The organism is Demequina litoralis (genome assembly GCF_030418455.1).
Taxonomy (GTDB): Bacteria; Actinomycetota; Actinomycetes; order Actinomycetales; family Demequinaceae; genus Demequina; species Demequina litoralis.
Map to the genome: position 1 here is coordinate 1 of NZ_JAUHPW010000004.1, position 19,500 is coordinate 19,500.

The 19,500-nt window shown below is 72.8% G+C and carries 17 protein-coding genes; 15 read left to right on the plus strand and 2 right to left on the minus strand.

What is annotated here, in order from left to right:
- Nucleotides 1–141 precede the first annotated feature (141 nt).
- On the minus strand, nucleotides 142–828 hold the full coding sequence (locus tag QQX09_RS05940) for a hypothetical protein (RefSeq protein WP_301131905.1): 687 nt from the start codon (nucleotides 826–828) through the stop codon (nucleotides 142–144).
- A 252-nt stretch (nucleotides 829–1,080) separates the two neighbouring features.
- Here QQX09_RS05940 and QQX09_RS05945 point away from each other — a divergent pair, with 252 nt between their 5' ends.
- The 10 genes from QQX09_RS05945 to QQX09_RS05990 all read left to right on the plus strand — a co-directional run bounded on the left by QQX09_RS05945 (nucleotide 1,081) and on the right by QQX09_RS05990 (nucleotide 11,789).
- Nucleotides 1,081–3,951 (plus strand): FAD-binding and (Fe-S)-binding domain-containing protein, encoded by a 2,871-nt coding sequence (locus QQX09_RS05945; RefSeq protein WP_436969050.1) that lies wholly within the window; start codon nucleotides 1,081–1,083, stop codon nucleotides 3,949–3,951.
- Nucleotides 3,951–5,117: a Gfo/Idh/MocA family protein gene (locus QQX09_RS05950; RefSeq protein WP_301131922.1), complete on the plus strand. Its 1,167-nt coding sequence runs from the start codon at nucleotides 3,951–3,953 to the stop codon at nucleotides 5,115–5,117. Before QQX09_RS05945 ends, QQX09_RS05950 begins: the two co-directional genes overlap by 1 nt.
- Nucleotides 5,108–5,665: an SGNH/GDSL hydrolase family protein gene (locus tag QQX09_RS05955; protein ID WP_301131931.1), complete on the plus strand. Its 558-nt coding sequence runs from the start codon at nucleotides 5,108–5,110 to the stop codon at nucleotides 5,663–5,665. The genes QQX09_RS05950 and QQX09_RS05955 overlap by 10 nt, the downstream gene beginning before the upstream one ends.
- 37 nt (nucleotides 5,666–5,702) lie before the next feature.
- The gene (locus tag QQX09_RS05960) at nucleotides 5,703–6,239 is read left to right on the plus strand and encodes a YdcF family protein (protein WP_301131937.1); all 537 of its coding nucleotides are present in this window, start codon (nucleotides 5,703–5,705) and stop codon (nucleotides 6,237–6,239) included.
- Complete coding sequence (locus QQX09_RS05965; RefSeq protein WP_301131945.1) at nucleotides 6,239–6,706, plus strand: CAP domain-containing protein; 468 nt, start codon at nucleotides 6,239–6,241, stop codon at nucleotides 6,704–6,706. The genes QQX09_RS05960 and QQX09_RS05965 overlap by 1 nt, the downstream gene beginning before the upstream one ends.
- 242 nt (nucleotides 6,707–6,948) lie before the next feature.
- On the plus strand, nucleotides 6,949–7,221 hold the full coding sequence (locus tag QQX09_RS05970) for a hypothetical protein (protein ID WP_301131949.1): 273 nt from the start codon (nucleotides 6,949–6,951) through the stop codon (nucleotides 7,219–7,221).
- 56 nt (nucleotides 7,222–7,277) lie between these two features.
- The gene (locus QQX09_RS05975; protein ID WP_301131956.1) at nucleotides 7,278–8,747 is read left to right on the plus strand and encodes a sugar transferase; all 1,470 of its coding nucleotides are present in this window, start codon (nucleotides 7,278–7,280) and stop codon (nucleotides 8,745–8,747) included.
- A 31-nt stretch (nucleotides 8,748–8,778) separates the two neighbouring features.
- A complete protein-coding gene (locus QQX09_RS05980; protein WP_301131962.1) occupies nucleotides 8,779–10,068 on the plus strand; it encodes a glycosyltransferase in 1,290 nt (429 codons plus the stop codon).
- Between the two features lie 258 nt (nucleotides 10,069–10,326).
- Complete coding sequence (locus QQX09_RS05985) at nucleotides 10,327–10,602, plus strand: hypothetical protein (protein ID WP_301131970.1); 276 nt, start codon at nucleotides 10,327–10,329, stop codon at nucleotides 10,600–10,602.
- A gap of 71 nt (nucleotides 10,603–10,673) precedes the next feature.
- Nucleotides 10,674–11,789 (plus strand): glycosyltransferase, encoded by a 1,116-nt coding sequence (locus tag QQX09_RS05990; RefSeq protein ID WP_301131978.1) that lies wholly within the window; start codon nucleotides 10,674–10,676, stop codon nucleotides 11,787–11,789.
- A gap of 12 nt (nucleotides 11,790–11,801) precedes the next feature.
- Here QQX09_RS05990 and QQX09_RS05995 read toward each other — a convergent pair whose 3' ends face one another.
- A complete protein-coding gene (locus QQX09_RS05995) occupies nucleotides 11,802–12,350 on the minus strand; it encodes an arsenate-mycothiol transferase ArsC (RefSeq protein WP_301131988.1) in 549 nt (182 codons plus the stop codon).
- Nucleotides 12,351–12,535: 185 nt separating this feature from the next.
- Here QQX09_RS05995 and QQX09_RS06000 point away from each other — a divergent pair, with 185 nt between their 5' ends.
- From QQX09_RS06000 to QQX09_RS06020, 5 genes are all read left to right on the plus strand, one after another.
- Nucleotides 12,536–13,633, plus strand: a complete 1,098-nt coding sequence (locus QQX09_RS06000; RefSeq protein ID WP_301131999.1) for a glycosyltransferase — start codon at nucleotides 12,536–12,538, stop codon at nucleotides 13,631–13,633.
- On the plus strand, nucleotides 13,630–14,907 hold the full coding sequence (locus tag QQX09_RS06005; protein WP_301132008.1) for a lipopolysaccharide biosynthesis protein: 1,278 nt from the start codon (nucleotides 13,630–13,632) through the stop codon (nucleotides 14,905–14,907). Before QQX09_RS06000 ends, QQX09_RS06005 begins: the two co-directional genes overlap by 4 nt.
- Before the next feature lie 3 nt (nucleotides 14,908–14,910).
- Nucleotides 14,911–16,035 (plus strand): polysaccharide pyruvyl transferase family protein, encoded by a 1,125-nt coding sequence (locus QQX09_RS06010; RefSeq protein ID WP_301132018.1) that lies wholly within the window; start codon nucleotides 14,911–14,913, stop codon nucleotides 16,033–16,035.
- Entirely contained in the window at nucleotides 16,032–17,585 is a 1,554-nt protein-coding gene (locus QQX09_RS06015; protein ID WP_301132029.1) for a hypothetical protein, read from the plus strand. The genes QQX09_RS06010 and QQX09_RS06015 overlap by 4 nt, the downstream gene beginning before the upstream one ends.
- A gap of 117 nt (nucleotides 17,586–17,702) precedes the next feature.
- Nucleotides 17,703–19,478: a tyrosine-protein kinase domain-containing protein gene (locus QQX09_RS06020; RefSeq protein WP_301132052.1), complete on the plus strand. Its 1,776-nt coding sequence runs from the start codon at nucleotides 17,703–17,705 to the stop codon at nucleotides 19,476–19,478.
- Nucleotides 19,479–19,500 lie beyond the last annotated feature (22 nt).

Sequence of the window (19,500 nt, forward strand, 5' to 3'; positions counted from 1 at the left end):
TCCGATCGTCTCGCCGGGGTCGCGGCGTGGCGCGCGGGCCGGGAAATAGCCGTGGCGGGTGCGGAGCGCGGATACGCAGGTGACGGATGGGGCGCGTGTGACGACGCAGCTGCGCCGCACGAGAAGGCGGCGAAGCTCCTGTTATCCGGCGTAGAGCGGCGTCGTCGGGACCGGCGAGGCGCCGGTGCTGTCGTCGATCACGCCGGTGTCGGTGTCCGTGTCGTCGGTGGGCGACGTCGTGGGTTCGGGGGTCGAGGTCGAGGTCTCGGTGGGCTCCGGGGTGGGCGTGGTGGGGCACTCCTCGCCGGAGTCGGCGGCGCTCCACGTCATCGTCGTGGCGTTGTCGGCGAAGCTGTAGCCGTCCGACGCGTAGGCCGTGACCACGAGCAGGTCGCCGTCCGTCGACTCCTCGTACGTGTAGCCCTCGCCCGGTTCCGGCACGGTCCAGTAGGCGTTGTCGGGGCCGCACGGGTCGGTGAACGTCGGCTCTGCCGGGGTCACCTCCTGCGTGCAGATCACCTCGCCGCTGAAGGCCATGGGGAAGGTCTCCTCGGCCTCGCCCGTGCCGTAGCGGACGTCGATGTACCAGGTGTAGTTGACGCCCGGGAGCTCGCTCGCGGGGATCTCGTCGTGGAAGCCGCGCAGGTCGCCGTCCGAGCCGTCGTCCTCCAGCGTGGTGAGGTACTCGCCGTCGATGTAGATGTCGAAGTACCAGGAGTACAGCCACGAGTTGCCGCCGTCGTCGGGGTTGTCGGGCGTCCCGTACGTGATGGCGAGGTTCATGGGGTTGTTGCACGACACGTTGATGACGCTGTTCGAGAGCTCCACTCCCGGATCGTTCGTCCGGCTGGCATTGCCTGCGACGGCTGCGGTTGCGGCCACGACCAGCGCGACCACGGCGGACAAAGCGAGTGCGCGCAACGGCTTCATGAGGCCTCCCTCGGGCTATGTCTCATCGTGCGTCCCATTCGTCACGTGTGCAACAGTTGCGACGGTATTTCCATGCCCGTGACCGGGGACGATGCGGCGGACCGACCGGGCCCGACGTCCCTGGCAGCGCACGGGGGCGGGGGTGGAAGAATGGCGCGCGTGACGACGACGGCGCCCCAGACACCCGCCCCGGCCGACGCCGCGGACCTCGCGGCCGCCCTCGCGCGCGCCATCGACGGCGAGGTGGACGCCTCGGCCCGCCGCCGCGCGGAGTACTCGACCGACGCGTCGAACTACCGCATCCCGCCCGCCGTGGTCGCCTATCCGCGCGACGCCGACGACCTCCTGGCCGCGCTGGCCGTCGCCCGCGACGCCCGCGTCCCGGTGACGATGCGCGGCGGCGGCACCTCGGTCGCGGGCAACGCGATCGGGCCGGGCCTCGTGCTCGACACGAGCCGCCACCTGACCCGCATCCTCGACGTCGACCTCGAGGCCAAGACCGCGCGCGTCCAGCCCGGCGTGGTGCTGTCCGACCTGCAGGCGGCCGTCGCCTCCGCCGGGCTGCGCTTCGGCCCCGACCCGTCGACCTCCACGCGCGCGACGCTCGGCGGCATGATCGGCAACAACGCCTGCGGCCCGCACGCCGTCGCCTTTGGCCGCACCGCCGACAACGTGCTCGCGCTCGACGCCGTCGACGGCCTGGGCCGTCGCCTCTCCGCCGGCCCGCGCGGGCTGGGCGAGGTGCCCGGCCTGGCCGAGCTGGTCGAGGCCAACCTCGCGCTCATCCGCACCGAGTTCGGCCGCTTCTCGCGCCAGGTGAGCGGCTACTCGCTCGAGCACCTGCTGCCCGAGCTCGGCGCGGACCTCGCGACCTTCCTCGTCGGCTCCGAGGGCACGCTCGCCACGGTCCTCGAGGCGACCGTGCGCCTCGTCGACGTGCCGCCCGTGCGGCTCACCGCGGCGTTCGGCTACTCGGACATGCCGGCGGCGGCCGATGCGGTGGTCCCCATGCTCGCGCATCGTCCCCAGGCCGTGGAGGGCCTCGACGCCCGCCTCGTCGCGCGCGTCGCGGGCGCGACCGGTCCCGTGCCCGACCTCCCGCACGGCGCGGGCTGGCTGTTCGTCGAGGTCGGCGGCGAGACCGAGGAGGAGGCGCGCGCCACGCTGGCCGCGCTCGCGGCGGACTCCGGCACCGACGCGTGGCGCGAGGTCGCCGACCCCAAGGAGGCCGCGCGGCTGTGGGCCATCCGCGCCGACGGCGCCGGGCTCTCCGGCCGCACCCCCGAGAACCAGGAGGCCTGGCCGGGCTGGGAGGACGCCGCCGTCCCGCCCGAGAGGCTGGGCGCCTACCTGCGCGACTTCGACGCGCTCATGGACCGCCACGGCGTGGTCGGCCAGCCGTTCGGCCACTTCGGCGACGGCTGCATCCACGTGCGCCTCGGGATCCCGCTGCAGGAGGACGGCCGCCCGCTGCGCGCCTTCATGGAGGATGCCGCCGCGCTGGTCGCGGAGCACGGGGGATCGCTGTCCGGCGAGCACGGCGACGGCCGCGCCCGCTCCGAGCTGCTGTCGACCATGTACTCCGAGGAGGCCGTCGCGCTGTTCAAGGGCGTCAAGCACCTGTTCGACCCCGAGAACCTGCTCAACCCGGGCGTCATCGTCGACCCCGACCCGCTGGACGCCCACCTGCGCCGGCCCTCCGCGAAGCGCACCCCGGCCGTCGGCCTCGCGCTCGAGCACGACCACGGCGACCTCGCCGAGGCCGTCCACCGCTGCACGGGGGTGGGCAAGTGCCGCGCGGACTCGATCGGCGGCGGATCCGGCTTCATGTGCCCCAGCTACCAGGCGACCGGCGACGAGAAGGACGTCACCCGCGGCCGCGCCCGCGTGCTGCAAGACGCGCTCAACGGCACGCTCATCGGCGGGCTGAGCTCGCCCGAGGTGCTCGAGAGCCTCGACCTGTGCCTGTCGTGCAAGGCGTGCTCGTCCGACTGCCCCAGCGGCGTCGACATGGCGGCGTACAAGTCCGAGGTGCTGCACCGGACCTACAAGGGGCGGGTCAGGCCGATGACCCATTACTCGATCGGGTGGCTGCCGCGCTGGCTCAAGATCGTGGGGCTGGCGCCGCGGCTGATCTCCGCGGTTCTGAAGCCGGACTGGATCCAGCGCCTCGTGGTCCCGATTGCCGGCATGGACAAGCGCCGCCGCCTGCCCGAGTTCAAGGTGCCGTTCCGGCGCTCCGCCGTCGCGAGGGCCCGCCGCGCGAACCCGGACAAGGCGACGCGACTCGACAACCTCGTGGTCCTGTGGGCCGACTCGTTCACCGACGGCCTCGACCCCGAGATCCCCACCGCGATCGTCTCCGTGCTCGAGGATGCCGGGATCGACGTCGTCGTGGTCGCGGGCGACGCGTGCTGCGGCGTCACGTGGATCTCGACCGGCCAGCTCGACGGCGCCAAGAAGCACCTGTCCCACCTGCTCGGCGTGCTCGGGCCGTGGGCGGTTAACGGGGTGCCGATCGTCGGCGTCGAGCCGTCGTGCATGGGGGTCCTCCGCGGCGACCTCACCGAGCTCCTGCCGGACGATCCGCGCGCCGGTGCCGTCGCATCGTCCACCTACACGCTGGCTGAGGTGCTCACCGGACGCGCGCCGGTCAAGCCGCGCGACGGCTGGCGCATCCCGTCGCTGGACGACGTCGAGGCCGTGGTGCAGCCGCACTGCCACCAGTACTCGGTGATGGGCTACGCCGCGGATCGGGAGCTGCTCGCGCGCGCCGGCGCGTCCGTGACCGAGACCGCGGGCTGCTGCGGCCTCGCGGGGAACTGGGGCACGGAGAAGGGCCACTACGAGACGTCACTCAAGGTGGCGGAGAACTCGCTGCTGCCGGCGCTGCGGTCGGCGCCCGCCGGGTCCGTGTATCTCGCCGACGGGGTCTCGTGCCGGACGCAGGCCGACGACCTCGCCGGCGTCCAGGGCCGGCACCTCGCGCAGCTGCTGGTCGAGAGGATGGAGCCGCGCTGATGGACGGGCCGGTGCGCTTCGCGATCGTCGGCACGGGCTGGCGGACGCGGTTCATGCTGCGCCTCGCGGCGATGGCGCCGGAGGTGCTCGAGCCGGTCGCGATCGTCGGGCGCAGCCCCGGCCGGGCGCACGATGCGCTGCGCGAGACCCGCGCGGCCGCCGCGCCGTTCTCGGCGCACCTGCACGACCACCTGCCGGTCGACGGGCTCGAGCAGGCGCTGAGCCTGCGGCCCGACTTCGTCGTGGTCGCGGTGCCGTGGGAGGCGAGCCCGGGCGTGATCCGTTCCGTGGTGGAGGCGGGGGTGCCGGTGCTCGCGGAGACGCCGCCCGCGCCCGACCTCGACGGGATGCGTTCTCTGTGGGCGTCGGTCGGGTCCTCCGGGCTCGTGCAGGTCGCCGAGCAGTACACGCGCATGCCCGGCCACGCCGCGCGGATCGCGCTGCTCGAGAGGGGCGTGATCGGGGCGCCGCACACAGTCGAGGTGTCGTCGACGCACCTCTATCACGCGGTCTCGCTCATCCGGACGATGCTCGGCGCGGGCTCGCCCGTGACCGGCGCCGGGGTGCGGGTGAACGCGCGCACGTTCACCGCGCCGATGGTGGATCCGCTCACGCCCGACGGGTGGGTCGGTCGTGGCGCCGGCGAGGAGGCCGCGGTGCCGGGCGGGGCCGTCGCGGTGCCGCCGGCCGAGCCGCGCACCACCACGATCGCGACGCTCGACCTCGGCGACGGACGCTTCGGGCTGTACGACTTCGTCGACAACCAGTGGTGGAACCCGTACCTGCACCGCCGGATCGTCATCCGCGGCTCGCACGGCGAGATCGCCGCCGACTCCGTCCTGCGCATGACCGCCGACGGCCCGGTCGCGGGCCGGCTCGAGCATCGCCGCACCGGCGTGGACCTCAACCTCGAGGGCAACGCGCTGTGGCACACGAGCTTCGACGGGTCCGTCGTCTACCGCAACGCCTGGCACGGGAGCCGGATGTCGGAGGACGACCTCGCGGTCGCGCAGATCCTGCTCGACACCGGCCGCTGGGCGCGCGGCGAGGGCCCCGAGCCGTACCCGCTCGCACAGGGACTGTGGGATCACGCGCTGTCGCTCGCGATCGTGAAATCCGCGCACAGTGGGGCGGACGCGGTGGTCGCGGACGAGCCGTGGGGGTGACGCGGGTCGCGGTCGTCGGGGACTCCCTGTCGGTGGGCTTCTCGCCGGCATTCACGGCGGAGGGACTCGACCGGTCGTCGTACCTCTATACGGCCCTGGGGGACGATGCGGTGCTCGCGGGCGGCACGGCCGTCCCGGGCGCGACGTCGCTGCACCAGCGCTCGCGGGCTTCGGCGGTCGAGGCGGACGTGCTCATCCTCGCGCTCGGCACGAACGACCTCGCCTGGGGGCTGCCCTTCGACGAGACGGCGGGCGCGCTGCGGGACATCGCGCGGATCGTGGGGCCGCCGCCGCGCGTGATCCTGCTCGCGATCCCGCCGCTCGAGCCCGAGCTCGGCCCGACGACGCCCGTGTACAACGCGTGGCTGCGCGCGCTCGCGGAGGCCGAGGGCTGGGAGTTCGTGGACGCTCCGGCACCCGTGCGCGACGGCGACGGCTGGGCGGCGGGGATGTCGAACGACGGCGTCCACTACACGGCACGCGCGGCGCGGCTCGTGGGGGAGAAGGTGGGTCGGGCGCTTCGCCTGGACCGCCCGTCATCTGCCTGACACGTCGACGGGTTAGTGTTCCGCCGTGGGCCGGGGGATGAAGATCGTCATCGTGATGCTCGTGGTGGGCGCGGTCGCGTTCGTCGCGGGTCTGCCGCTGTACGTCTTCCCCGCGCACGACGAGCCGCGCGCCGTCGACGCGGTATACGTCATCGGTCCGCCCACCGAGGCGCGCATGGAGCTCGCCGAGGAGATGGTCGCCGACGGTCTCACCGACACGATCATCGTGTCGCTCGACGATGACCCCGACATCCGGCGACGCTGGGACGAGGCGACCGCGGTGTGCGAGGAGCCCCAGGACTTCACCGTCTACTGCTCGATGCCGGACCCGTTCACCACGCGCGGCGAGGCGCGCTGGATGCGTGACCTCATCGAGGAGAACGGCTGGGACGCGGTGGGGGTTGTCACGATGGCTCCGCACCTCACCCGCACGCGGGTCATCATGGAGCGATGCTGGGACGGCGACCTCGCGTACCTCGACTCGCACGAGACGATGTCGCCCTTCGTCTGGGCCTATCAGTACCTCTATCAGACCGCCGCGCTCATCAAGGTGGGGCTGGAGGACGGGTGCTGATGCGCGCCGGCGTCGCGCTCCTGGCGGGAGTGTTCGCCGCATCGGCGCTTGCCGGCTGTTCGACACCGCCGACCCCGCCCGAGGAGCTCGCCCGCGAGATGTTCGACCTCTCGAACGCGCAGCGCGAGGAGGCGGGGCTCGCGCCACTGACGTGGAGCGATTGCCTCGCGGACAAGGCGGCGGAGCGCGCCGCCCCGTTTGTCGACTCCGCCGAGCTCGAGCACGAGGTGCTCGTCTCGTCGTGCCACGAGGGGGCGAAGGCGGGGGAGAACCTCTCGCGGACGGACCTTTCTGCGGCCGACGTCGTCGACCTGTGGATGGGCTCCGCGGGGCATCGCGCGAACATCCTCGACTCCGAGTTCACCATCGGCGCGGTGGCCTGTGTGGCGGCCGCCCCGAACCCCGACGGCGGCGACTCCGGCGTGCGCGCCTGCTCGCAGCTCTTCGAAGGTCCCGAGCCCTCATAGTCCCTGGTTCGCACGATTCCCGCGGCACAAACAACGCGAGAGGGAAAAACGACGACAAAGCGGACATCTGGTGCTACTGTCGAGAACGAGCCGGTCGGGGGGCCGCGCTCGTGTGAGGGGCACGAGGGGGAAGTGACGTCATGATTCGTCGCACCATTGCAGTTGCAGTTCTTGCTGGGGGGATCGCGCTTGTCCCCGCCACCGCTTTCGCGTACGTCGCGCCCAACCCGCAGGGGGGCACGGTGCCTGAGGAGACGTCGACGCCGACGGACACCGAGACGCCGACGACGCAGAAGACCACCGCCGTCGAGACCAAGAAGACGACGACGGGCTCGACCACGACGACGTCGGTTCTCAACGCCGGCACCACGACGACCACGGGCAACACGTCCACCGAATCGCTCTCGATCACCGGCTTCGGCGGGACCGAGATGGCGATCGGTGCGGGCGCTCTGCTCGTCGCCGGTGCCGCGACCGTCATGATCGCCGCACGACGCACCACCAAGGACGCGTGACGGGCAGGCGGGGTCGCTGAGGCCTCGCGGGCGCACGGGACAGCGGGGGGACTTCCATGGCGCTAGCAGTATCCGCATCCACGAAGGCCGGGGCGGCGGTCCGCAAGGGGTCGCGCGCGTGGGCGAAGCCGCTCGAGCGGCGCATCGTGCTCACCGACGTCTTCGTCGTCGCGATGACCATGGTGATCGCGCACGGCGTGCAGTTCGGGTGGGTGCCGCTCGCGTCCCACCTCGGCACCGTCGGGATCCATCACTGGTGGATCACGGTGGCGATCTCCGCGCTGTGGATCTTCGAGCTCGGGTGGCTGCGCTCGCGTGACTCGCGCATCCTGGGCGAGGGCCCGCAGGAGTATCAGCGCGTCGTCAGCGCGGGCATGCGCACGGTCGCGATCGTGGCGATCGTCGGCTTCTTCACGCAGTGGGGCTTCAGCCGCGGCTACCTCCTGTTCGCGCTGCCGCTCGGCACGCTCGTCCTGCTGGGCTATCGGCGAGTGTGGCGCGCATGGCTCAACAAGCAGCGCGACGTCGGGCGTTGTCGCACGCCCGTGATCGTCGCCGGGCCGCGCCGCACCTCGGAGCAGCTGGTGCGCCGCCTGCGCCGCAATCACGAGTCCGCGTACCAGGTCGTCGGCGTCTGCCTGGCGGACCCCTCCAGCGCGGGCCTCGAGGCGGACCTCGAGGACGTGCCCGTGCTCGGCCCCATCGAGGATGCGGCCGAGCTGGTGCAGCGCCACGATGCCGGCGCGATCATCCTCACCGCCAACGACGCGGTGTCCATGGGTGAGGCCCGCCGTCTCGGCTGGGCGCTCGAGGGCACCGATGTCACGCTCATCGTCGCGCCCGGGATCTCGGACGTCGCCGGTCCGCGCGTGCTCATGTCGCGTCACGAGGGCGTCCCTCTCCTCTTCGTGGACTCCGCCGCCTTCTCCGGTGCGCGCTACTCGCTCAAGGATGCCGTCGACCGGGTGGGCGCTGCGGTGCTGCTGTCGATCGCGGCGATCCCGATGCTCATCGTGGCCGCGCTCGTGAAGCTCACCAGCCGCGGGCCCGTCTTCTTCCGCCAGGAGCGCATCGGCAAGGACGGCAAGCCGTTCGCGATGCTCAAGTTCCGGTCGATGGAGGTCGGTGCCGAGGCGCGCCTCCAGGAGGTGTGCGGCGACGGCGTCGGGATGTTCTACAAGCCCAAGAACGACCCGCGCGTCACCCGCTTCGGCGCCTTCATGCGCCGCTACTCGATCGACGAGCTTCCCCAGATCATCAACGTGCTCAAGGGCGACATGTCGCTCGTGGGTCCGCGCCCACAGATCGCGGCCGAGGTCGAGCAGTACGGAGACCTTGAACAGCGGAGGCTTCTCGTCAAGCCCGGCATGACGGGCCTCTGGCAGGTGAGCGGGCGCTCCTCGCTCACGCCCGAGGCGTCGATGGAGCTCGACGCGTACTACGCGGAGAACTGGTCGCTCGGCGGGGACGTCGTCATCCTGCTGAGGACGTTCTGGGCGGTGGTAGGGAAGTCGGGCGCGTACTGAACGGTCCGCATCGCTGAGGGAGGGGGCCCGCATGCGCGAGCCTGATGCGGGCGCCGACGTGGAGATCGTCAGCGTCCACTACGCGCCGGAGCCCACGGGCAACGCGCCGTACTCGACGTCGCTCGCACGCGAGCTCGCACGACGCGGCCGCACCGTCTCCGCGGTCGCGGCGCACCCCTTCTATCCGGGGTGGCGCATCTACCCCGGGCACGGCGGGTGGACGGTGCGCGAGGACGATGCGGGGGTCCGCCTCGCACGCCTGCGTCACTTCGTGCCGCGCCGGCCCACGTCCGTCATGCGGCTGCTGTCCGAGACCAGCTTCGGGGTCCGTGCGTCGATGCGCCGGTGGGCCCCGGCCCAGGCGCGCATCCTCGTCTCGCCCGCGCTCTTCGCCACGGCCGTCGTCATGCTTCGTGCGACCCTCCTCGATCGCCGCACGCCCGTGCTCGTCTGGATCCAGGACCTCTACGGGGTGGGGCTGTCGGAGACGGGCGGCGGCGGGGGTGCCGCCACGCGGGTCGTCCGCGCCGTCGAGCGCTGGGTCCTCACGCGGGCCACGCGCGTGGTGGCGATCCATGAGCGCTTCGCGCATGCCGTCGAACGGGACTACGGGATCGACCCGGCGCGGATCGACATCGTGCGCAACTGGACTCACCTGGAGGACGTGCCCCTGCCGGATCGGGCGAAGGCGCGCGCCCGGCTCGGCTGGAGCGCCGACGCGGTCGTCGCGGTCCACGCCGGCAACATGGGCGTCAAGCAGGGCCTGGACACCGTGGTCGAGGCAGCCGCGCTCGCGGATCGGCACGGCTCCGCGGTGCGCTTCGTGATGGTGGGCAACGGCTCGGACCGTGAGCGGCTCGAGGCAGCCGCGACCGGCGTCGACGCGATCGACTTCGTCGGCACGCTCGACGACGAGACCTTCCGTGATGCGCTGGCGGCGGCGGACGTGCTCGTGGTCAACGAGCGTCCGGGCGTCGCGGAGATGTCGGTCCCGAGCAAGCTCACCTCGTACTTCACGTCCGGGCGGCCCGTGGTCGCCTCCGTCGACCCCGGAGGGGCGAGCGCCGAGGAGGTGCGCCGCGCGGGCGCCGGGGTCGTGGTGCCGTCTGGCGACGGCGCCGCGCTGCTGGCGGCGGTCGAGGAGGTCGGCGCCGATCCCGAGCGTGCCGCCGCCTATGGCGCGGCAGGCCAGCGCTATCGCCGCGAGCAGCTGTCGAAGGACGCCGCCGTCGACCGCTTCGAGGCGATCCTCGATGCCGCGATCGCCGCGCCGCGAGAGGCGTCGGCGCCGTCCATGGCGGTGCCGCCCGCGCGCGCCTGAGGGCGCTTCGACGTGGCGCGGCGCCGGGCTCGCGCATGCATCGTGCACGAGCAGGCGGACAAAGCGCCAGAATGGCGACAAAAGGGATGCCCGGTGCTAATGTCGAGATTGGGCCGGTCGGGGGGACCGGAACCCTGATGAGGGGGAAGTGGCGTGATGATCCGTCGCACTGTTGCAGTTGCTGTTCTGGCTGGGGGAATCGCACTGATCCCCGTTGCCGCAAGCGCCTACGTCGCGCCCGAGCCGCAGGGCGGTCCGGTGCCCGGCGAGACCTCGACTCCGGAGGAGACGTCGACGCCCACGAAGACGCAGACGCCGGCCGCGACGTCGACCAAGACCCCGACCTCGGTCACCGTGAAGAGCGCCACCACCACGACGCCGACCACCACCACGACCACCACGTCCGCGGAGACCCTGTCGACCACGGGCTTCGGCGGCACAGAGATGGCGATCGGTGCTGGCGCGCTGCTCCTCGCGGGTGCTGCGACCGTGGTCGTGGCCGCACGCCGGACGTCGCCCAAGGATGTGTCGTAGCGGGAACCTGCGCTGCGACACGGGTCGAGCCTGGTTCGACCGCGCCTCCGACTAGCTGAGGGAGCTGGAACTTGAGGATCCTGCACGTCGCCCTGGGAACCAGCCGGAAGCTCGGCGGGCCCACCACCCTGTTGCGCGGGCTGCTCCCCGTGCAGCGCGAACGCGGCCACGAGGTCACCATCGTCGCGACCGACATGGGCGCGGAGACGCCCGCCGACCGCGAGGTCGAGGGTGCGCGGGCCCGCATCCTCCCGCTCGTCGGGCCGGGGCGCCTCTGCTACGGCCGGGGCATGAGGGGTGTCCTGCGCGAGGAGGTCGCGCGCGCGGATGTCGTGCACCTCCACGGCGTCTACGGGCTCATCATCATCGAGGCGATGCGCGCCGCGCGCCGCGCGGACGTCCCCTACCTCGTCGCCCCGCACGGCGTGTGGACCCCCAACCATGCGCCGAACAACCCGGCGCTCAACTCGGCCTGGGACCGCCTGCTGCTGGTCCCGCTCATGAAGGACGCGCACCGGGTGGTCGCGGACTCCGGGCGCGACGCGGGCTACCTGCGCGAGCGCGGCTTCGAGCGCGTCACCGACATGGCGCTCGGCGTGGACCCGGCGCTCCACCTGATCGACACCCCGTGGCCCGAGCGTCGCGGCGTGCTGTTCCTCAGCCGCGTCGCGCGCAAGAAGCGCGTCGACCTCGCGATCGAGGCGTACGCAGGTTCGCGGTTGTGGGAGCAGGGCCACCGGCTCACCGTCGCGGGGCCCATCGAGCCCGGCCTGCCCTACGACCCGCGCGAACTGGCCGCGCGCCTCGGGATCGCCGCGCACGTCGACTTCGTCGGCGCGGTCGAGGAGCGTGAGCGTCGCGAGCTGCTCGCCCGCCAGCGGGTCTTCATCCTCGCAAGCGACGACGAGAGCTTCGGTATCGCGGTGGCCGAGGCCGCATCCGCGGGCATGGCGGTGGTGTCGAGCGACCGGGTGGTCGCGATGCTGGACGCGGAGCACGACGGCGCCGCGCGTACATTCCCGCAGGATTCTGCCGTCCTGGCCAAGGCCCTCCGCGCGGCAGCGAGCGACGACGGGGCGGACGCCGCCGCGACGCTTCGCGACTACGCGCGAGCCCGCTGGACCTGGGAGCACGCGGCCCAGCAGATCGAGGAGATGGTCGCGTCTCCGCAGACCACCTCGCGCTAGGCGCGTGCGATGTCAGTCGCTGGAGTCCAGCACCCAGGCCGCGATCTCCGCGACCGCGCCGCGGATCAGCGTGTACGCCTCGTGGTAGGCGTCCTGGTCCCGCCGGTACGGGTCGGGGACGTCCGCGAGCTCGTAGCCCGCGAGCACGTGACGATGCGCCGCGACGGCACGCGGGATGTCGGCAAGGCGCTCGTGCGCGGTAGCGCCCTCGAGGGCCGCGCCCGTGCCGGCCGCCGCCGCGAGCTCGGCCAGGGTGAAGGTGCGCTTGAGCGCGAACGGTCCGGTCCGCACCGCGAGCTGACGATGCTCGGCGGTCATCGTGATCACCAGGTCGGAGTCGCGCATCACCGCCTCGGTGAGCAGCCGTCCCGCGTGCGTGCCGCCGTCGATCGCATCGGCCTCGAGCTCGCTGAGCATCGGCGCCGGGATCCCGTGGCCGACGAGCGCGTGCGTGCCCGCGCTCGCCACGTCGGCGACGTCGCGCAGCGCCTCGGCGAGCAGCAGCTCGGCCGCGGGCGAGCGGCAGATGTTCCCCGTACAGACGGTGAGGATGGTGGGCACGGTGCTCCTTGGGGTCGGGCCTGGCGCGAGCCGTCCCCGCAGGATAGCCGCTGCGGCGGCGCGCCCACGCGGACCTGGGCCTATGCGTCGCGCGCCCGCGGACGTAGGCTGACGCGCATCGGGGGTGCGTCGGGCCCGCCGATGCCCGGCGCGAGCCGGGGCCGCATGGGGGAGCGGGGGACACGATGCAGGTGGTGGTGACGCAGCCGTACGTGCCGGCGTACCGGGTGCCGCTGTTCGACGCGGTCGCGCGCGAGCTCGAGGCGGACGGCATCTCGTTCGCCGTGGCGGCAGGTTCGCCGGGTGGGGCGCAGGCGGCGCGCGCGGACCAGGCGGTCGCGCCCTGGGCGCACGAGATCCGCCACCGCACGGTGTCCGTCAAGGGGCGGGACGTCGGGGTGAGGCGCCTGCCCGAGGAGCTCGAGTCGCCCGACCTGCTCGTCACCGAGCTCGACATCAAGAACGAGCTCGGATGGAGCCGCCGCGCGCACGGCGCCTCGCGCGTCGTGCTGTGGGGCCACGGGCGTCCCTACGTGGTCGCGAACCGCCGCGCCGTCGAGTCCGCGAAGCGGCTCATGGTGAGGCGGGTCGACCATGCCATGACCTACACCGAGGGCGGCCGCGACTACCTCGTCGACGAGCTTCACCAGGACCCGGACCACGTGACGGCGATCGGCAACGCGGTCGACGTGTCGGACCTGCTCGCGGGTCGCGCGCGCGGGCTCGAGGACGAGGTCGCACGTCACGTCTCCGAGGCCTGGGGCACGGGCCCGCACCTCCTCTACGTCGGAGGCCTCGACCGGCCCAAGCGCATCGACTTCATGCTCGACGCGGCCGAGGCGCTGCACGCGCAGGAGCCGCGGACCTCGCTTCTCGTCGTCGGCGACGGGGAGATGAGGCCCGAGGTCGAGGAGCGCGCAGGCGACGGCGGCGCCGTCGGCTATCTTGGCCGCATCGACCGGACCTCGATCGGGGCCGTCGCGACCATGTGCGGCGCCATCTGGATGCCCGGCCGGGTCGGGCTCGTCGCGGTCGACGCGCTGGCGCTCGAGCTGCCGGTCCACACGACCGAGTTCCCCTTCCACGCGCCGGAGCTCGAGTTCCTCAAGGGCGACTCCGTGAAGTTCCTTCCCGACGATCCCGCGGACTTCGCGGACGCAGCCCTCGCGTCGCTCCGGGAGCACCCCGACGGCGTCGGCGCCGTCGAGCCGCCCCCGACGATCGAGACCGTCGCCTCGAACTTCGCCCGCGTGGTGCGCGAGGTGCTCGCGGGGCGTCCGTGACCAGCCCCGACCGCATCGAGCCTGGTGCGCCGCCCGAGCCCGCCGGCGAGCCGCGCAAGTATGGTCGGGCCATGCACCTCGTGCGCCAGTTCGGGTGGATCGGCGGAGGTCGGATCGCGGCCGCCGCGGTCCAGGCCGCGGTGCTGGTCATCGCGGCACGCACCACCGACGAGCCCACCATCGCGCTCATCGCCGCGGCGGCCGGGCTGCTGGTCTTCGCGCAGGCCGTCGCGGACCTCGGTATCTCCACGCTCGTGCTGCGCGAGCGCGCCGCGGGCGCCGATCCGGGCTTCATCCGCGCGTGCCTGCGCGGGATCGATGTCACGTCCTCGGCCCTCGGCGTCGCCGTCGCGATCGCGGCGGCGGCCTGGATCCTGGTGGCCGGTGCGCACCAATGGTGGCTGGTGGTCCTCGTGCTCGGCGCGGCCGCGGAGAAGAACGCCGAGGGGCGGATGGGTCTCGCGGTCGCCGACGGCGAGGCGCACGCCAGCGCCCGCGTCCTCGTGATCCGGCGCGTCGCGATCCTCGTCGCGGTGGCCCTGCTCGTCCTCGTCGGGATGGACGGCGCGTGGGCCTACGCCCTCGGCACGCTCGCGGGGAACATGCTGGGCGCCGCGCTCGCGCGCCGCGACTCGGTTCGCCGCGCGGCCGGGGAGACGACGCTCGAGGCGGCGCCGCGGCTTCCCGAGATCGCGCGGCATGCTCGGCCCTACTACGCGAACTCCGTCAGCACGCAGTTCCGCAACCTCGATGCGCTCATCGTCACCACGCTCGGCGGGCCCGTGCCCGGCGCCGCCTACGGCCTCACCAGCCGCCTCATGACGCCTCTGCGGATCCTGCCCACCTCGCTCGCGCAGGCGCTGCTGCCGAGCGTCGCCAAGGGGAACCACCGCAGCACGCGACGCTTCCTCTCCCTGGTCGGGCTGGTGGTCGTGGGATCGGCGGTGGTGTTCGGGATCGGCGCCGCCACGGCCGCACTGTGGGTGCCGTGGCTGTTCGGTCAGCAGTACACCACCGCGGTGGTGCCGGTGCAGATCGCGCTGCTGGGCCTCCCGCTCGCCGCGGCGGCGTCGCTCCTCGCCGCCGCCCTGCAGGGTCGGGGGCACCCGCGCGCGACCGCGTGGGGCGCGCTCATCGGATCGACGAGCTGCCTGGTATTCGTCGCGATCGGAGTACTAGCGTGGGAGGCGCCGGGAGCCAGCGCGGGCCTCACCCTGTCCTTCGCCCTCCAGGCCGCGTTCCTGCTGGCCGCCACGCTGAGGACGAAGGAGTAGCCGATGACCGATCGTTCCGCTCCCCGTGCGGCGCGCCGTGCGCGCACCGCGGTGTTCGCCAGCGTCAACGCGCAGACGGACAACCTGGGCGACATCCTCATCCGGCGCGAGATGCTCGCGTGGATCGGCGACCTGGCGATCGACCTGCGGATCTTCGTGGGCGCGATGCCGGAGTCCTACCTCGAAGCCTGCCGGATCCCCGCGGGCGCGCGGCTCTACCGCAGCTCGGTCGACTTCCAGCGCGACCTGCTGCGCGAGGCGCTGCGCTCGCGCGTGTTCCTCTTCTTCGCGCCGGGGCCGTACTTCGCGCCGCCCACGCTGTCGGGCGTGGGGAAGTCCTTCGTCAACCTCGCCAACGCGACCGTCGCGCGGATGTCGTCGGGGGGCGCGGTGGTCCTCGGCCGCGCGTACCGGGACCTCAACCGCCCGCATCGTCTCCTCAACCGGGCGCTCGTCACGCACGCGCGCTTCGCGTGCCTGCGGGACCTCGCCTCGAGCGAGGCGCTGGGCGCGGACGTCCGCTTCGAGCCCGACCTCGGCTTCGGCGAGGCCGATCGTGCCGGCGGAGATGCCGCCGGCACGCGACGCCGCTACGTCGCGTTCTCGCTGCGCAGCGGGAAGGACGAGCCCCGCGGGATGCTCGAGGCCGCGCGGGACTGGTGCGCCGAGACGGGCCTCGAGCTCGCGTTCGTCACCCAGGTGGGCCGCGACGACGAGCGCCACGCGCGGCTCTCGCGCGAGCTCGGTGGAGTCCACGTCGGCTGGGACGGCGCCGGCCACGCCGCGCAGCTCGACGAGGTCGCGCGGGTCTACCGGGAGTCGGCGCTCATCGTCAGCGACCGGCTGCACGCCGTCGTGCTCGGCTCCACGTGCGGGGCGACGCCGATCGCCCTCAAGGACGCCGACTGGGACAAGCTGCCCGCCACCCTTCAGCCGGTCATGGACCTCACGCTCCTCGCGCGCGACGCGGACGCGTCCACCGCGCGCGAGACCCTCGCGAAGGCGCGGCCGGTGCGCGCCGACATCGAGGCGGCGCATGCACGCCTGCATGGCGCCCGCGCCGAGCTTCGCGCGCTCCTCGACCCGACGGCCGCCGAGGTCGCTGCAGCCGAGGCGGCGAGCCCATGACGGTCTGGCCCATCTTCTCGCTGCTGGTCGGGCTCGGCGCGATCGGCCTCGAGACGCGCATGCGGCTCGCCTACCTGGTGAGCCCGTTCTCCATGCTGATGGCGACGCTGCTCACCATCTTCGGTGTGCGTCCGCTGCTCATGGCCGCCCCGGAGGACTTCGACTTCTACGGGATCAGCATCGCCGAGGGGGTGCCCGGCGCGGAGCTGCTGGGCTTCATCGCGGTGTGCTCGCTCGCCGGGGGCCGCGCCATCGCGGCGATGCTGAAGAAGCGCGAGCCCCGCGACGGCGCCGGCAGCGAGGGTGCCCTTCCCGCATGGCTCGCGACGCCGGGGGACGATGCGCGGGCGGGCGATGCGGCGGCCGGGCCGGGCGAGACGGCCGAGATCGACGAGGCGCCCGACGACGCGGGCGAGGAACCGCAGGTGCCGGTGCCGCCCGCATCGTCCCGTCTGCTGCGATCGGGGATCGCGGCGTCGATCGGCCTCGTGGGGGTCTGGTTCCTCGCGATGATCTACTACGGCGGCGGTGTGGGCTACCTCGCGGTGCTCTTCGCGGGGCGCTCCGAGGAGGCGAACCTCGGAGTCAAGGGGATGCCGGCGATCGTCTTCGGCCTGCCGGTGGTCGCGGCGGGCGTGGTCGCGATCGCGCGTTTCGTGGTCGAGCGCGTCGCGCGGCCACCGCGCCACCTCGTGCTCGGATACTGGATCGCGATCGCGCTGTGCACCGTCCCGCCGATGACGCTCGGCAACCGACGCTTCCTCGTGCCCACGCTGGTGGTCGCGGTGCTGGGCACGCTCGCGACGTCGCGGCAGCGGCGCCTGCCGTTCTGGGCCTTCCCGGTCGCGGGGCTGGCCTTCATGATCCTCGCCGCGGTGCCCTTCATCCGCAGCGCCGGCTCCCGCACCGAGTCCACCGACTTCGTCGGCGCCCTGTGGGACTACATGCAGGCCGAGGGCGTGAGGGGCACGCTCGACTCCTTCTTCCTCTCGTACGACACGGAGATGTTCAACTACGTCTCGTACCTGTCGCGCGAGCTGGGCCAGACGCTCCCGCTCGGGCTGGGGCGCGGCACGGTCGGCGACGTGGCCCTCGCGCTGCTGCCGCACAACCTGCTGCCCACCGAGCTGTGGAGCAACGAGCTGCTCATCCGCATGTTCGGCGGCACGTGCGCGGAGCTGTACTGCCCGGTGCCCAGCCTCGTCGGCACGCTGTACTACGACATGGGCCTCGTCGGCGTCGTGGGCGGCCTGATCGCCATCGGCGCGTTCTCGCAGCGCTTCGTGCCAGCGCTGTACCGGGCCCATGGGTGGAGGCTGTCCTCGCTGTTCATGCTGGCCGGCTTCACCATCCAGATCACGCGCGGCAACCCCGCGAACCAGCTCGCCATCTACCTCCAGGCCGCGGTGCTCGTCTCGGTGCTCGTCGAGGTCCTGGTGCGGCACGACCGGCGGGCGCAGGTACGCGAGGCGGAGGCCGAGGACCCGGGGCGTGCGCATCGTCCCTCCGGGGTGCAATGGGAGTGGGCACCTGGGCCTTCGCCCAAGTGACGCATATCTCTTGGAAGGCGGCGGACCCGCGGGTACTGTCATCAGGAGACAGCGTTATGTCGGACAGTTGCGCGCGGGGCCATGAGGGGGCCCCGCCACACGAGCTTGGGGGAGCAAGTGGAACTGCAGGACTACTGGAGGATCCTTCGTCAGTACTGGATCCTGATCATCGCCTTCGCCGCGGCCGGCGCCGCCACGGGGCTGGTGTTCTCTGCGCTGATCGAACCGTCCTATGCGGCCTCGTCGAAGGTGTTCGTGTCGACCACGGGCACCACGACCGTCGCGGAGCTCGCCCAGGGCAACACGTTCACCCAGCAGCGGGTGAAGACCTACGCGGACCTGGTGGAGACGTCCGCGGTGCTCGACCCGGTGGTGGAGGAGCTAGGCCTCGACGAGACCTCCGTGAGCCTGCGCAGCCACGTGTCCGCGTCGACGCCGCTCAACACCACCGTCATCGACATCACGGCCACCGACGGGGACCCGGAGTTCGCGGCCGCGCTCGCCACGGCCACGGCGCGCAGCCTCATCGACACGGTGGAGACCATCGAGACCACCACGCCGGGCGAGGGCTCGCCGGTGCTGCTGTCGGTGGTGCAGGAGGCCGACGTCCCCGCGGTCCCGACGTCGCCGCGACCCAAGCTCAACGTCGCGCTCGGGCTGGTGCTCGGCCTGGTCGCGGGCGCGACCATCGCCCTCGCGCGGGCCAAGTTCGACACGCGCATCCGTAACGAGCGTGAGGCGCAGCGGATCACCCGGGCGACCGTGCTCGGCGGGATCCCCAACGACCCGACGTTCCGGAGGCGCCACCTCGTGGTGGTGGACGACCCCCGCTCCGCCGCCTCGGAGAGCTTCCGCATCCTGCGCGCGAACCTCCAGTTCCTCGACGCGGACCGGGAGGCACGCAGCTTCGTGGTGACGTCGTCGGTGCCCTCCGAGGGCAAGTCGACGACCACGGTCAACCTTGCGCTCGCGGTCGCCGAGACCGATGCGCGCGTGCTCGTGGTCGAGGCCGATCTGCGCCTGCCGAAGGTGAGCAGCTACCTGGGGCTCGAGGCCGAGGTGGGGCTCACCGACGTGCTCGTCGGCAACGCGAGCCTGGACGATGCGCTGCAGACCTGGGGCGCCAACGGCCTCCAGGTGCTCGCGGCGGGACGCATCCCGCCCAACCCGGCGGAGCTGCTCGCGAGCGGGCGCATGCAGTCGCTCATCCGCGAGCTCGACGAGCGCTTCGACGTGGTCCTCTACGACACGCCGCCGGTCAATCCGGTCGCCGATGCGGCCGTCCTCGCGCGTCTCGTGGGAGGCGCGCTCGTCATCGTCGCGACGGGCTCGACCACCAACTACCAGCTCGAGAGCGCCATCGGGGCGCTCAAGACCGTGAGCGCGCCGGTGTCCGGAATCGTCCTCACCAAGGTGCCGCGCCCGGGCAAGGGCTCGGGCGTCTACGGTCGCTACGCGGCGCCGTACGGTGCCGGGACGCCCGTCGCGACGACGCCCGCCGACGGTCGCCCGGCAGCCGGAACGCCGGATGGTGCAGCCGGTGCGCGCGCCGAGACCGCGGCGCCGGATGCCGACGAGGAGGACAGCGCCGCCGCCGACAGCCACGAGGCCGTCGCATCGCCCGAGGCGCTCCCGCTCGACGTGGCGCCCGAGGTCGTCGAGTCTCCGGCGACCGAGGACTCCGCGTCGACGGGGAGGTCCGGCCGCGGGTCGCGACGTGCGTCGGTGCCGCCCGTGCACGACGAGCCGGAGGAGCGGGCGGAGGATCGCGCCGAGGACTCCGAGGCGCCGGTCGGGGAGGTGCCCAACCTGGAACCCGACGAGGTCGAGGGTGCGGTCGAGATCGTGCTGCTCGAGGCGGACGATGAGGAGCTGCACGTCGCACGGAAGTGAGCCGCGGGCTGATCGCTGAGGG

Excerpts from the sequence above, each read along its gene's own strand:
- QQX09_RS05945 (WP_436969050.1), top strand. The coding sequence starts at position 1,081 with ATGGCGCGCGTGACGACGACGGCGCCCCAGACACCCGCCCCGGCCGAC.
- QQX09_RS05950 (WP_301131922.1), top strand. The coding sequence starts at position 3,951 with ATGGACGGGCCGGTGCGCTTCGCGATCGTCGGCACGGGCTGGCGGACG.
- QQX09_RS05960 (WP_301131937.1), top strand. The coding sequence starts at position 5,703 with ATGAAGATCGTCATCGTGATGCTCGTGGTGGGCGCGGTCGCGTTCGTC.
- QQX09_RS05965 (WP_301131945.1), top strand. The coding sequence starts at position 6,239 with ATGCGCGCCGGCGTCGCGCTCCTGGCGGGAGTGTTCGCCGCATCGGCG.
- QQX09_RS05975 (WP_301131956.1), top strand. The coding sequence starts at position 7,278 with ATGGCGCTAGCAGTATCCGCATCCACGAAGGCCGGGGCGGCGGTCCGC.
- QQX09_RS05980 (WP_301131962.1), top strand. The coding sequence starts at position 8,779 with ATGCGCGAGCCTGATGCGGGCGCCGACGTGGAGATCGTCAGCGTCCAC.
- QQX09_RS06000 (WP_301131999.1), top strand. The coding sequence starts at position 12,536 with ATGCAGGTGGTGGTGACGCAGCCGTACGTGCCGGCGTACCGGGTGCCG.
- QQX09_RS06010 (WP_301132018.1), top strand. The coding sequence starts at position 14,911 with ATGACCGATCGTTCCGCTCCCCGTGCGGCGCGCCGTGCGCGCACCGCG.
- QQX09_RS06015 (WP_301132029.1), top strand. The coding sequence starts at position 16,032 with ATGACGGTCTGGCCCATCTTCTCGCTGCTGGTCGGGCTCGGCGCGATC.